Origin of the sequence: Methylobacterium oryzisoli, assembly GCF_046557895.1 — a bacterium.
In the GTDB taxonomy this organism is placed as follows: Bacteria; Pseudomonadota; Alphaproteobacteria; order Rhizobiales; family Beijerinckiaceae; genus Methylobacterium; species Methylobacterium oryzisoli.
This window is the reverse complement of sequence record NZ_JBKIBX010000002.1, coordinates 194,835-206,756: the sequence shown is the minus strand read 5'-3', so window position 1 is coordinate 206,756 and position 11,922 is coordinate 194,835. Positions and strand designations below refer to the sequence as shown.

Sequence of the window (11,922 nt, the reverse complement as noted above, 5' to 3'; positions counted from 1 at the left end):
GAACTCCCTCCGCCTCGCCCACGCACCCGGCAAGGGGAAGGAACCCGGCTCAGTGCCGGGTCGGCGCGGTGCCCATCGTCTCGGCGGCGAGCCAGTCGACCACGGCCATCAGGGCCTCGCGCTGGGAGAGGCCGCGCCCCTGCGCCTCGGTGTAGAGGGCAAGCTGCCGGTCGGCGCTGGTGCCGCGGGCCACGATCCAGCGGGCGAGGTCGAGTTCCGCCGCGCAGCCGAGGGCGGCGGCGTCCTCGGCGACGAGCGAGAGCACCTCGGCCAGCACCGCCTTGACCGGCCGGGCCGCCGTCTCGCCCTCGGTCAGGAAGCTGCCGTGGATGCCGTAGCGCTGCGCCCGCCAGCAATTCTCGGCGGTGATCGCGTGCGTGGCGCCCGTGAGGTCGCGGTTGAGGTCGGGGTCGCGCGCGAGCCGCCGCACGAGGCAGCGGGCGAGCGCCGCGATGGCGAGGGTGTCGTCGAGCCGCGTGCAGCTGTCAGCGATGCGCAGGTCGAGCGAAGTCCCGTCCGGCGCCGGGCGGACCACCCACCAGACGTGGGCGAGGTCGTCGATGGCGCCCGCCCGCATCAGCACGTCGAGGTAGCGCGCGTGATCGGCCTCGTCCGCGAAGTAGGGCGGCAGGCCGCTGCGCGGCATCTCCCGCGCGGCCGCGAGCCGGTAGCCCATCAGGCCGGTGCGCTGCGCCTGCCAGAACGGCGAGGAGGTCGAGAGGGCGAGCAGCAGCGGCAGGAAGGGCTGGAGGCGGTTCATCACCCCGAGCCGCGCCATGCCCTCCGGCAGCGCGATGCGCACCGACAGGCCGCACACCACGGTGCGGTGGCCCACCATCTGCAGGTCGCGCTGCACCCGGTCCTGCGCGCCCTGCTGGCGCGGGCGCACCCGGCTCCACAGGGCGATCGGATGGGTGCCGGCGGCCATCACGGCGAGGCCGCGTTCCGCCGCGAGCGCGCCGATGCCGCCGCGCAACGCCTCCAGCCGGCGCCGGGCCTCGCCGAAATCCGCGAGCGGCGGCGTGGTCCACATCACGCGCGGCTCGATCAGGTCGTGGTGCGCCGCCGGGAAATCGCGGCGGCAATGCGCGAGGAAGTCCCGCACGCGGGAGCGGGCCGCGTCCCGCTTCGCCGCGTCGTTGAGAAAGGCGTCCTCCTCGATGCAGAACGCGAACTCCGCATGCATGCGCGATCACCTCGGGACACGGAACGGAACGGCGCGCCGGGCGGACCCGGCGCAGGGCTGGCTGTCAGGCGATGCGGTCGATGGACCGAGGGCTCCCGTGCGCCGTGCGATCAGCCGCCGGCGCGGCCATCTCCCAGCACGGCCTGCACCAGCGCCATCACGGCGACCGCCGCCGTGTCGGCCCGCAGGATGCGTGGGCCGAGCGAGAGGCGCACGGTGTTCGGGCGATCGAGAACGAGGGCGCGCTCCTCCGGCGTGAAACCCCCCTCAGGTCCGATCACAACGGCGAGCGGAGGAGGGCCGTTCCCGCCCGGCGCCGCAGCCCCATGCCGCAGGGCCGCGACGGGATCGGAGAGGGGGGCGTCCTCGTCGCAGAACACCAGCAGGCGCCCGGGCTCCAGGGCCGCGAGGGCGGCCGGCAGGGATAAGGCGTCCCGGATCTCCGGGATCGTCAGGATGCCGCATTGCTCGGCGGCCTCGATCGCGTTGGCGGCCAGACGCTCGCGCTTGATCCGGTCGCCCTGGGTGCGCCGGGTGATCACCGGCTGGATCAGGCTCGCGCCCATCTCCACCGCCTTCTGCGCCACGTAGTCGAGCCGGGCGGCCTTCAGGGGGGCGAACAGGTAATGCAGGTCGCCCGCCGCGGTCTGGGGGCGGGTCTGCTCGCGCAGCACGAGGTCGCCGGCCTTGCGGCCGGTGGGCCGGATCTCCGCCGCCCACTCGCCGTCGCGCCCGTTGAACACCAGCACCCGGTCGCCCTGCGCCCGGCGCAGCACGCCGAGCAGGTAATTCGCCTGGGCGCGGTCGAGGCTGTGCTGCACGTCCGCCCGCATCGGTACGTCGAGGTAGAGCCGGGGCGCGTCGAATTCGTAGGCCGCCATGCGCCCTGCTCGCCGAGCGAGGCTTTTCTGTCAATCGGCCGAGGCTCTCTCGCCCGCGAAGCCCCATCCGGCCGCGGGCCGCGCCAAAGCCGCCACAATCCTGTGCAGAACCGGGACGTTAGCCGGGCGCGGCAAGAATCCGTTTGGGGATGACCGGCACCGGGCCGGCCGCGGCGCTTCGCGCAGCCTGGACCGCCGTGATAGGGCCGACGAGGGGAATGAGGATGGTTCGCATGTTCCGGAGAGCCGTGGCGCTGCTGGCCGGCAGCCTGCTCACAGCGGGGATCGCGGGCGGCGCGCACGCCCAGAGCGCCGATTGCGCCGAGATCCAGAAGACCCTGCTCGAGCGCAAGGAGATCGTCTCCAAGGTCAACGCCGCCTCGCAGGCCAAGGCCAAGATGACCCCGGCCCAGGCCTGCGGCATGTTCACCAAGCTCCAGGCGAACGGCACCACGGGCCTCAAGTGGATCAGCGCCAACAAGGATTGGTGCTCGATCCCGGATTCGTTCGCGGAGGGCTTCAAGGCCGACCACGCCAAGGTGACCGGCCTGCGCACCAAGATCTGCAACGCGGCCTCGCAGCAGGTCGTGATGGAGAAGCGCGCCCGCGAGCAGGCGCAGAACAGCGGCGGCGGGCTCCTGGGCGGCCCCGGCCTGTCGGGCAGCTTCAAGCTGCCGCAGGGAGCCTTGTGAGGCTCGGCCTGCCTACGACGAACGGTCCCTCCCGCCGGCCCGACAGGCCGGTCGCCGACGCGGTGCGCGGCCACTGGGTCGACCGGCACGCGCCGGAGGCGCTGCGGCCCTACCTGCGCCTCGCCCGGATCGAGCGCCCGATCGGCTGGTGGCTGCTGCTGCTGCCCTGCTGGTGGTCGGCGGCGCTCGCGGCGGTGGCGGTGGGGCGGCCGGGGCCGGATCCCTGGCACCTCGTGCTGTTCCTGATCGGTGCCGTGGCGATGCGCGGCGCCGGCTCGACCTACAACGACATCGCCGACCGCGACCTCGACGCGCGGGTCGAGCGCACGCGGCTGCGCCCGCTCCCCTCGGGGCGCCTGCGGGTGCGCCACGCCCTCGCATTCCTGGTGCTCCAGGCGCTGGTCGGGCTCGCGGTGCTGCTGCAGTTCAACGGCACCGCCATCGTGGTCGGCCTGTTCTCGCTCGCCCCGGTGGCGATCTACCCGTTCATGAAGCGGGTGATGCCGGTGCCCCAGCTCGTGCTCGGCCTCGCCTTCGCCTGGGGGGCGCTGATGGGCTGGGTGGCCCTCACCGGACGCCTCGATCCCGCGGCATTGTGGCTCTACGCGGGGACGATCGCCTGGGTGGTCGGCTACGACACGATCTACGCCGTGCAGGACATCGAGGACGACGAGATCGCCGGCATCAAATCCTCCGCGCGCTTCTTCGGCCCCTGGGTGCGGCAGGCGGTGGCGGCCTGCTTCGGCCTCGCGCTCGCGGGGATCGGAATCGCGCTGGCCCTGTCGGGCGTCGGTCCGATCGGCATCCTGGGGGCCTCGGCCTTCGCCGCCCATCTCGCGTGGCAGGTGTGGCGCCTCGATGCGCGCGACGGCGCGGGCGCGCTGCGGTTGTTTCGGTCGAACCGCGACGCCGGGCTGATCCTGTTCGCGGGGCTCGCCCTCGACGCGATCTGGCAGGGCCTCGCCTGAGGGGCCTCGCCCCCGGCCCGCCTCGCCCGGGATCCTCAGACGCGGCCGTCGGTGAGCCGGTCCTCGTTGCGGTACACGGCGGGGTTCAGGGGCAGCCGGGCGGTCTTGCGGCGGCAGAGGAAGCGCGGCCGCCGGCCGCTCAGAAGCCCGTGCCGGCGGCGGATGCGCACCGCGCCGAGCTTCACGCGCCCGACCTGCTCGCCCATCGCGGTGGTGGTCCCGTCCTCCTGGATCACCAGGAGGGGCAGGCCGGTCTCGGCGCCGAGCCGGCGCCACACCGCCACCACGTCCGCATCGCCGTGGGTGCCGAGCCGCATCAGCGGATCGCCGCCCTTGTCGAGGAGCAGGAGCGCGAAGCGGTCTTCGCCCGCTGCGTCGCTGGCATCGTTGTCCAGGCACAGCGCGACGCTGGCGGCCACGCCCGCGCCCGGCAGGCGGCCGACGATCGGCAGGGGCGACGGCTCGACCTGGACCGGACCGCGGTGGAGGCTGGGCAGGCCGTCCCGCTTGCTGCGTGCGACGGCCTGCCGGTGGGGGACGGGGAGTCTCGTGACCATGGTTCTGCTCGACGCCCTGTATGCGTGAGGCGGCGGTCTCTGGCGGACCGTCCGCGGTTGAGGCCAATGTGCCTCCGGCCGGCTCAGAACGCCTTAAAAGGCAGCGTTAAGCGATGGTTGGCGGGCCTCTCCCGCTCCGGATGCTCAATATTTCCTTGTCCGGGCGCGGGCCATTTTCCGTTCATCCCGAGATGACGCATGGTCGCGTCCTTGTGGCGACGCGGCGGGCGGCCTAGAACGGGAGGCGCCCCGCGCCGGACCGTCCGGATCATCCCGGATCGTCGCTGCGGGCCGTCCTCATCCCTCTCGAACCGCGCGATCCGACATGTTCCCCACCGACGACGTGCGCGCCCTGCTCGCCCAGGTCCGGACCACGGTCCGGGAGGCGGCGCGCCTCGCCCTGCCGTTCTTCCGGCCCGGCGCCCACACCAGCGCCCGGATCTGGAACAAGGCCGGAGGCTCGCCGGTGACGGAGGCCGACGTCGAGGTCGACGCCTTCCTGAAGGTGCGCCTGAGCGAGATCACGCCGCGCGCCGCGTGGCTTTCCGAGGAGACCCGCGACGATCCCGTTCGGCTGGAGCACGACCTCGTGTGGATCGTCGATCCGATCGACGGCACCCGGGCCTTCCTGTCGGGCGATCCCGACTGGTCGATCGCCGTGGCGCTGCTGGCGCGCGGTGAGCCGGTGCTGGGCCTCGTGGCCGCGCCGGTGCCGGACCTCGTCTACGAGGCGGCGGCAGGGCAGGGCGCCTTCCGCAACGGCGAGGCGATCCGGGTCTCAGGGCTCGCGGGACTCGCGGGCGCGCGGGTGGCCGGTCCCAAGCCGATGGTCGACCAGCTGGAGCGCCGCCTCGGATTCGGCGGCACGGCCGACGCGCTCGTGCGGGTGAAGCGCATCCCCTCGCTGGCGCTGCGGGTGGCGCGGGTCGCCGAGGGGAGCGTCGATCTCGGCCTGATCTCGTCGGATGCCCGGGACTGGGACCTCGCCGGCGCGGATCTGATCCTGCGGGAGGCCGGGGGCGCGATCCTCGACCTCGCCGGGCGCCCGCCCGCCTACAACCGGCGCGAGCCGATCCACGGTGAACTCGTGGCGCTCCCGGCCGCCGTGCAGGCCGACGTCCTCGCCGCCTTGCGCTGAGGGCGGGCAGGAGACTGGGCGGGCGAAGGGGTCAGCAACGGAAAGGGCGGGCGCCCCGCCGGGAGCACCCGCCCTCGAAGATGAAGCCGGTTTGGGCCGATCAGCGCGAGTAGAACTCGATGACCTGGTTCGGCTCCATGTGCACCGGATAGGGCACCTCGGAGAGGCCCGGGATCCGGGTCAGGCGCGCGGTCATCTTGCCGTGGTCGACCTCGATGTAGTCCGGCACGTCGCGCTCGGCGAGCTGCGAGGCCACGACCACGACTTCGAGCTGCTTGGAGGCTTCCTTGACCTCGATCACGTCGCCCGGCTTCACGAGGTAGCTCGGGATGTTGACCCGGCGCCCGTTCACCTTGATGTGGCCGTGGTTCACGAACTGGCGGGCCGCGAAGGGGGTCGCCACGAACTTCGACCGGTACACCACCGCGTCGAGGCGGCGCTCCAACAGGCCGATCAGGTTCTCGCCCGAATCGCCGCGCAGGCGGATCGCCTCGGCGTAGTAGCGGCGGAACTGCTTCTCGGTGATGTTGGCGTAGTAGCCCTTGAGCTTCTGCTTGGCGCGCAGCTGCGTGCCGAAGTCGGACATCTTGCCCTTGCGGCGCTGTCCGTGCTGGCCCGGGCCGTACTCGCGCCGGTTGACGGGGCTCTTCGGGCGGCCCCAGATGTTCTGGCCCATGCGGCGATCGAGCTTGTGCTTCGCCTGAACTCGTTTTGACATCGCGTGTCCTCTCGGGAACTGAACGGTGCGAGGAACGCGCCCTCCTCTTCCCTCGCGGGACGACAGACCGGCCGGTTGACCGCTCGCGGGTGCGCTGAAAAAGCCGCGGGGCCCGAAACGAGCCCCGCGAACCCGCCGCGTCTACTGAGGATTGCCGGCAACGTCAAGGACGGCCGGGTGCCGTGAGCGGACGGGCGCGGCGCGCCTCAGCGCCGCGCGCCGGCGGCCCGGCGCGGCATCGGCTCGCCCGCCGCGCCCTCGTCGAACAGCTCCGCGAGCTTCTCGGTCATCACCCCGCCGAGTTCCTCCGCGTCGATGATCGTGACCGCGCGGCGGTAGTAGCGGGTGACGTCGTGGCCGATGCCGATGGCGAGCAACTCCACCGGCGAGCGGGTCTCGATGTCCTCGATCACCCAGCGCAGGTGGCGCTCCAGGTAGTTGCCTGGATTGACCGAGAGGGTGGAATCGTCGACCGGCGCCCCGTCCGAGATCACCATCAGGATGCGGCGCTGCTCGGGGCGGCCGAGCAGGCGCTTGTGCGCCCAGTCCAGCGCCTCGCCGTCGATGTTCTCCTTGAGCAGGCCCTCGCGCATCATCAGGCCGAGGTTCTTGCGCGCCCGCCGCCAGGGGGCATCCGCGGCCTTGTAGACGATGTGGCGCAGGTCGTTCAGGCGCCCCGGGGCGGGCGGCTTGCCGGATTGCAGCCAGGATTCGCGCGACTGCCCGCCCTTCCAGGCCCGCGTGGTGAAGCCGAGGATCTCGACCTTGACGCCGCAGCGCTCCAGCGTCCGGGCCAGGATGTCGGCGCAGGTCGCCGCCACGGTGATCGGGCGCCCGCGCATCGAACCCGAATTGTCGAGGAGGAGCGTGACGACCGTATCGCGAAAATTCGTGTCCTTCTCCTGCTTGAAGGAGAGGGGCTGGAACGGGTCGATGACGATGCGGGGCAGGCGGGCCGGGTCGAGCTGGCCCTCCTCCAGGTCGAACTCCCAGGCCCGGTTCTGCTGGGCGAGGAGGCGCCGCTGCAGCCGGTTGGCGAGCCGCCCGACCACGCCCTGCAGGTGGGCGAGCTGCTTGTCGAGGTAGGAGCGCAGGCGCGTCAGTTCCTCGGCGTCGCACAGATCCTCGGCGTGGATCACCTCGTCGAACTTCGCGGTGTAGACCCGGTAATCCGGCCCCTTGGGCTCGTTCACGCGCTGGGGCGGCGGACGCCAGGATTCGGAGGCTTCTTCGGAATCCGCGTCCTCGGCATCGTCCGGCAGCTCGCCCGAGGGCGCGTCGGCGGCCTCGGTGGCGCCCTCGTCGAGGTCGTCGGAGGCCTCGTCCGAGGCCTCGACCTCGGCCCGGTCGCCCTGCGACTGCTGCTCGGCCTCGCCCTCGCCGGCCTGCTGCTCGTTCTCCTGCGCCTCGTTCTCGTCCTCGCTCTCGTCGTCCTCGGGATCGAGGGGCGCGTCGTCCGCCATGTCGAGGGAGGAGAGCAGGTCGCGCACCGAGCGGGCGAAGGCGCGCTGGTTCTCGATGCTGCCGAGGAGCCCGTCGAGGTTGCGCCCCGCCCTCTGCTCGATGAAGTCGCGCCACAGCGAGACGACGCGGGCGGCGGCCTCGGGCGGCTTCTGGCCGGTGAGGCGCTCACGCACCATCAGCGCGACCGCGTCCTCGAGCGGCGCGTCGGCCCGGTCGGTGATGTCCTCGTACTTGCCGCCGCGGTGGTAGCGATCCTCCAGCATCGCCGTGAGGTTGGAGGCCACGCCCGCCATGCGGCGCGAGCCGATCGCCTCGACCCGGGCCTGCTCCACCGCGTCGAACACCGCCCGCGCCGGGGCACCCTCGGGGGCGAGGCGGCGGTGGACGGCGGCGTCGTGGCAGGCGAGGCGCAGCGCCATCGAATCCGCGTGGCCGCGCAGGATCGCCACCTCCTGGGCGCCGAGCTTGCGCGGCGGCTCGGGCAAGCGCGCCTTGTCGGCGGTGAGCGCCGGCCGGTCGGAGGCGAAGGTGACCTCGATCTCGGGCTTGCGGGCGATCGCCCGGAGCGTGCCGGCGAGCGAGCGCTTCAGCGGCTCGGCGGCCGGCTCGCGCTTCTCGCCGGGCTTGCGGTTGGAGATGGCCATCCGGCTACGTCTTCCGGCTACTTCTTCACGGAGTCGAGGTCGAAGGGGCGATCCAGGAGGTATGTGTCCCGCTCATGGGCGGCCGGCTCCCGGGCGGGATCGGCCTCGTCGCGCCTCTCCGTCAGGACCGGATCCGCCATCGGGGCTCCTCGCCGGATCAGCTCAGCGCGACGTTGATCGCGCTCTCCGGCAGCTCCTTGCCGAAGGAGCGCTGGTAGAACTCGGCCACCAGCGCGCGCTCCAGCTCGTCGCACTTGTTGAGGAAGGTGACCCGGAACGCGAAGCCGATGTCGTTGAAGATATCGGCGTTCTCGGCCCAGGTGATCACCGTGCGCGGGCTCATCACGGTCGAGAGGTCGCCGTTGACGAAGGCGTTGCGGGTGAGGTCGGCGACGCGAACCATCTTGTTGACGATGTCGCGCCCGCCCTCGGTCCGGTAATGCGTCGCCTTGGACAGGACGATGTCGACCTCGCGGTCGTGCGGCAGGTAGTTGAGCGTGGTGACGATCGACCAGCGGTCCATCTGGCCCTGGTTGATCTGCTGCGTGCCGTGGTAGAGGCCGGAGGTGTCGCCGAGGCCGACCGTGTTGGCGGTGGCGAAGAGGCGGAAGCCCGGATGCGGCCGGATCACGCGCTTCTGGTCGAGGAGCGTCAGGCGGCCGGAGATCTCCAGCACGCGCTGGATCACGAACATCACGTCGGGACGGCCCGCGTCGTACTCGTCGAACACGAGGGCGACGTTGTTCTGCAGTGCCCAGGGCAGGATGCCGTCCTGGAAGGCCGTGACCTGCTTGCCCTCCTTGAGGACGATGGCGTCCTTGCCGACGAGGTCGATGCGCGAGACGTGGCTGTCGAGGTTGATGCGCACGCACGGCCAGTTGAGGCGCGCCGCCACCTGCTCGACATGGGTCGACTTGCCGGTGCCGTGATAGCCGGTGATCATCACCCGGCGGTTCTTGGCGAAGCCGGCCAGGATGGCGAGCGTGGTGTCGCGGTCGAAGATGTAGTCCGGATCGAGGTCGGGAACGTGCTCGTCGGTCTCCGAGAAGGCGGGCACCTCGAGGTTCGAGTCGATCCCGAACACCTGGCGCACGGACACCTTCATGTCCGGAAGGGCGGCTGGTCTGTCTTCAGAGAGCATACGGGGCCTCGTCGGGGCAGAGGCCACGGAGGCGGCCCACTGCGGATGTCGCGACGGCGCGGAGGTGCCGGCTGGCGCCGCCTTCCTTATCGTTCTGGGGGAGCCGGCGCAAACGTGCCAACTACCCTGATATAGGATTCCGGCAATCCTTTTCGACCCCCGCCATCCGCAGGGCGGATGCGAGTTCCGTGCCTGCCCGGCACCCATCGCCGATCCGGCGGCGACCGGTGCAGACCTGCGCGCCTCAGCACAGGCCGGCGGCGCGCAGCGTGTCGTGCGCCCGGATGATGTCGCGCAGCCGGTCCTCGAAGGAGCGGTCGCCCCCGTTGGCGTCCGGGTGGAAGCGCTTCACCAGCACCTTGTACTGCGCCTTGATGGCGGCGGCATCCGCCCCCTCGTCGAGGCCCATCACGTCGAGGGCCTTGCGCACCGGCGCGGTGTGCCGCGGGCGCGGCGGCTCCGCCCGCTTCGTCCCGGGACGGTCGGGCGCGACGCCGGCCGCGCGCAGGATGCCGAGGGGATCGACGTAGTCCCAGTCGCGGTTCGCCGCATCGGGCTTGGCGCCGGGCTTCCCGTTGGGCTGGCCGTCGGGCTTGGCGGCCTCGCGCGCGGCGCCGTTCACGCCCATCGCCCAGGTCGGCCGGTGGCCGATCACCGCGTCCTTCTGGAAGGCCTGGACGGCCGCGTCGTTCATCCCCGCGAAGTAATTGTAGGAGGCGTTGTACTCGCGCACGTGCTCCATGCAGAAGCGCCAGTACTGGCCCTCCTGCCGCCGGCCCTTCGGGGCGCGGTGGAGCCCCGGCTGCGTGCAGCCCGGTCGCTCGCAGGCGGGTCCCGTCGAGCCCGCGGCGTCCTCGCAGGTCGGCTTGATGCGGATGCGGTCGAACAGGGGCGAGTTGAGATCCATGGTCAGGCGATTATGAGGGGGCTCGGCCGGGGCACAAGGGCGTCGGGCCTGATGCCGCAGGTCGGACGGAACGGATTGACACGGGCGCGGGCGGCGCCCGCGGGATCCGGCCCTCGGAAAAGGACGAATCCGGATGGCATTGAGCGACTGGATCAGGACGACGCTGGAGGAGGGCCTGCGGCCCGCCGCGCTCAGCGTCGTGGACGAATCCCACCAGCACGCGGGGCATGCCGGCTGGCGGGAGGGCGGGGAAACCCATTTCCGACTGGATGTGGTGTCGGCGGCCTTCGAGGGTAAGAGCCGCGTCGAGCGCCACCGGATTGTCAACGCGCTGCTCGCCGACGCCTTCACGCGCGGCCTGCACGCCCTGGCGCTCCGGGCGCGGACGCCGGAGGAGGCGGGCCGGGATCCGGCGTGAGGGCGGCGAGCACCGGCGCCCGCGGGGCGCGGGCGTAGACGGCGCTCGCCGCCAGCAGGACGAGGCCGAAGGCGAGGAAGAGGCGCCCGTAGAGGCTCACCGGATCGAGGGCGCCGGCGTTGAGCACGAAGGCCGCCGAGAGCCCCTGCGCGGCGCTGGCCCCACCCATGAACAGGATGTTCATGAACGAGACGCCGCGCCCGAGCAGGTGGGCGGGCAGGAAGCGCCGGGCATGCGCCATCAGGATGGCGTAGCTCAGGCCCGCCCCGCCGATGAGCGCGAGGAGCGCCACCGCGAGCGGCGCCGAGGCGGCGCCGAGGAGGCCGAGCGCCACGAAGGCCAGCGCCGTGACGAGGCAGCCGGCGAGGGCGGTCGTCTTGGGATCGCGCACCAGCCGCTCCAGCGGCCCGTAGGCGATGCCCCCGAGCGCCATGGCGGCGCTCATCGCCAGCGCGCCGTGCCCGCGCGCCAGCGCATCGAAGCCGTGCACGCTGCCGAGATACGACCCGACCCAGAGCGAGCGCGTGGCGATCACCACCGCGTAGCTCACGAACACCACCGGGAAGAGCGGCCAGAGCGGGCGCATCATCGCGACGGTGAGGTAGCCCCGCAGAAACGAGGTCCGGTCGGGCTCGGGGAGGCGCGGCGGATCGCGGATCAGCCACAGGATCAGGAGCGCGCTCAGGGCCGTGACCGCGGCGAGCCCGGCGAGGATCGGCCGCCAGCCGAACGCCTCGGTGGCGAGCGCGAGGGGCGTCGAGCCGAGCAGGTCGCCCGCCGTGCCGAGCCCGATCATCAGCGAGGACAGCATGGCGAAGCGCTCAGGCGGGTAGAGCCGCCCGAACAGGTAGAGGCTGCCCATCAGGGCGGGCGCGCAGCCGAACCCGATCAGCGCCATCGCGAACAGCCCGGCCGCGAAGCCCTGCGCGGCGCAGAGCAGCGCGGTGCCGAAGGCCGCCAGCATCAGCAGGCCCGCCACCGTGCGGCGCGGCCCGAACCGGTCGAGCCAGAGCCCGCTCGGCACCTGCCCCACCGCGAAGGCCAGGAACCACGCGGCGGAGAGGAGCGCGAGGTCGGAGGCCGAGAGGCCGAGGTCGCGCCCGAGATCCGGCGCGACCATGGCCAGGAAGCCGCGGTCGAACTGGCTGATCGTGTAGGCGAGGAGCAGGAGGAGGAAGGCCGTCACGGCCGGCGTGCCGGGCGGCGCG

13 protein-coding genes are annotated in these 11,922 nt (G+C 72.3%); 4 read left to right on the top strand and 9 right to left on the bottom strand.

Annotation, left to right across the window (positions count from 1 at the left end):
• Nucleotides 1-49: 49 nt before the first annotated feature.
• Entirely contained in the window at nt 50-1,186 is a 1,137-nt protein-coding gene (locus ACKUB9_RS03340) for a YbdK family carboxylate-amine ligase (protein ID WP_407519370.1), read from the bottom strand.
• Between the two features lie 110 nt (nt 1,187-1,296).
• Nucleotides 1,297-2,067, bottom strand: coding sequence for a 16S rRNA (uracil(1498)-N(3))-methyltransferase (locus ACKUB9_RS03335; RefSeq protein ID WP_407519369.1), 771 nt, complete (start codon nt 2,065-2,067; stop codon nt 1,297-1,299).
• Nucleotides 2,068-2,291: 224 nt separating this feature from the next.
• Here ACKUB9_RS03335 and ACKUB9_RS03330 point away from each other — a divergent pair, with 224 nt between their 5' ends.
• Both ACKUB9_RS03330 and ubiA read left to right on the top strand, forming a co-directional pair.
• Nucleotides 2,292-2,759 carry a hypothetical protein gene (locus ACKUB9_RS03330; protein ID WP_407519368.1) on the top strand — a complete coding sequence of 156 codons (468 nt, stop codon included), beginning with the start codon at nt 2,292-2,294 and terminating at the stop codon, nt 2,757-2,759.
• On the top strand, nt 2,756-3,727 hold the full coding sequence (gene ubiA / locus ACKUB9_RS03325; protein WP_407519367.1) for a 4-hydroxybenzoate octaprenyltransferase: 972 nt from the start codon (nt 2,756-2,758) through the stop codon (nt 3,725-3,727). The genes ACKUB9_RS03330 and ubiA overlap by 4 nt, the downstream gene beginning before the upstream one ends.
• Nucleotides 3,728-3,762: 35 nt before the next feature.
• On the opposite strand, the gene ACKUB9_RS03320 is transcribed toward ubiA, so the two are convergent.
• A complete protein-coding gene (locus ACKUB9_RS03320; protein ID WP_407519366.1) occupies nt 3,763-4,284 on the bottom strand; it encodes a DUF6101 family protein in 522 nt (173 codons plus the stop codon).
• 325 nt (nt 4,285-4,609) lie between these two features.
• On the opposite strand from ACKUB9_RS03320, the gene ACKUB9_RS03315 reads away from it, so the two are divergent.
• Entirely contained in the window at nt 4,610-5,422 is an 813-nt protein-coding gene (locus ACKUB9_RS03315) for a 3'(2'),5'-bisphosphate nucleotidase CysQ (RefSeq protein ID WP_407519365.1), read from the top strand.
• Nucleotides 5,423-5,522: 100 nt separating this feature from the next.
• On the opposite strand, the gene rpsD is transcribed toward ACKUB9_RS03315, so the two are convergent.
• The 5 genes from rpsD to ACKUB9_RS03290 all read right to left on the bottom strand — a co-directional run bounded on the left by rpsD (nt 5,523) and on the right by ACKUB9_RS03290 (nt 10,296).
• Nucleotides 5,523-6,140 carry a 30S ribosomal protein S4 gene (gene rpsD / locus ACKUB9_RS03310; RefSeq protein ID WP_238236915.1) on the bottom strand — a complete coding sequence of 206 codons (618 nt, stop codon included), beginning with the start codon at nt 6,138-6,140 and terminating at the stop codon, nt 5,523-5,525.
• A gap of 206 nt (nt 6,141-6,346) precedes the next feature.
• Nucleotides 6,347-8,248 carry a cobaltochelatase subunit CobT gene (gene cobT, locus ACKUB9_RS03305; RefSeq protein WP_407519364.1) on the bottom strand — a complete coding sequence of 634 codons (1,902 nt, stop codon included), beginning with the start codon at nt 8,246-8,248 and terminating at the stop codon, nt 6,347-6,349.
• A gap of 17 nt (nt 8,249-8,265) precedes the next feature.
• The gene (locus ACKUB9_RS03300; RefSeq protein ID WP_407519363.1) at nt 8,266-8,388 is read right to left on the bottom strand and encodes a hypothetical protein; all 123 of its coding nucleotides are present in this window, start codon (nt 8,386-8,388) and stop codon (nt 8,266-8,268) included.
• Between the two features lie 17 nt (nt 8,389-8,405).
• Nucleotides 8,406-9,389, bottom strand: a complete 984-nt coding sequence (gene cobS, locus ACKUB9_RS03295) for a cobaltochelatase subunit CobS (protein WP_407519362.1) — start codon at nt 9,387-9,389, stop codon at nt 8,406-8,408.
• Between the two features lie 244 nt (nt 9,390-9,633).
• On the bottom strand, nt 9,634-10,296 hold the full coding sequence (locus ACKUB9_RS03290; RefSeq protein ID WP_407519361.1) for a J domain-containing protein: 663 nt from the start codon (nt 10,294-10,296) through the stop codon (nt 9,634-9,636).
• Nucleotides 10,297-10,429: 133 nt separating this feature from the next.
• On the opposite strand from ACKUB9_RS03290, the gene ACKUB9_RS03285 reads away from it, so the two are divergent.
• Entirely contained in the window at nt 10,430-10,714 is a 285-nt protein-coding gene (locus ACKUB9_RS03285; protein ID WP_407519360.1) for a BolA family protein, read from the top strand.
• Here ACKUB9_RS03285 and ACKUB9_RS03280 read toward each other — a convergent pair.
• On the bottom strand, nt 10,644-11,900 hold the full coding sequence (locus ACKUB9_RS03280) for an MFS transporter (RefSeq protein WP_407519359.1): 1,257 nt from the start codon (nt 11,898-11,900) through the stop codon (nt 10,644-10,646). The genes ACKUB9_RS03285 and ACKUB9_RS03280 overlap by 71 nt on opposite strands.
• Between the last annotated feature and the right edge of the window lie 22 nt (nt 11,901-11,922).

Coding starts and splice junctions, on each gene's coding strand:
- ACKUB9_RS03340 (WP_407519370.1), bottom strand. CDS start 1,186: ATGCATGCGGAGTTCGCGTTCTGCATCGAGGAGGACGCCTTTCTCAAC.
- ACKUB9_RS03335 (WP_407519369.1), bottom strand. CDS start 2,067: ATGGCGGCCTACGAATTCGACGCGCCCCGGCTCTACCTCGACGTACCG.
- ACKUB9_RS03330 (WP_407519368.1), top strand. CDS start 2,292: ATGGTTCGCATGTTCCGGAGAGCCGTGGCGCTGCTGGCCGGCAGCCTG.
- ACKUB9_RS03320 (WP_407519366.1), bottom strand. CDS start 4,284: ATGGTCACGAGACTCCCCGTCCCCCACCGGCAGGCCGTCGCACGCAGC.
- ACKUB9_RS03315 (WP_407519365.1), top strand. CDS start 4,610: ATGTTCCCCACCGACGACGTGCGCGCCCTGCTCGCCCAGGTCCGGACC.
- rpsD (WP_238236915.1), bottom strand. CDS start 6,140: ATGTCAAAACGAGTTCAGGCGAAGCACAAGCTCGATCGCCGCATGGGC.
- cobT (WP_407519364.1), bottom strand. CDS start 8,248: ATGGCCATCTCCAACCGCAAGCCCGGCGAGAAGCGCGAGCCGGCCGCC.
- ACKUB9_RS03300 (WP_407519363.1), bottom strand. CDS start 8,388: ATGGCGGATCCGGTCCTGACGGAGAGGCGCGACGAGGCCGATCCCGCC.
- cobS (WP_407519362.1), bottom strand. CDS start 9,389: ATGCTCTCTGAAGACAGACCAGCCGCCCTTCCGGACATGAAGGTGTCC.
- ACKUB9_RS03290 (WP_407519361.1), bottom strand. CDS start 10,296: ATGGATCTCAACTCGCCCCTGTTCGACCGCATCCGCATCAAGCCGACC.
- ACKUB9_RS03285 (WP_407519360.1), top strand. CDS start 10,430: ATGGCATTGAGCGACTGGATCAGGACGACGCTGGAGGAGGGCCTGCGG.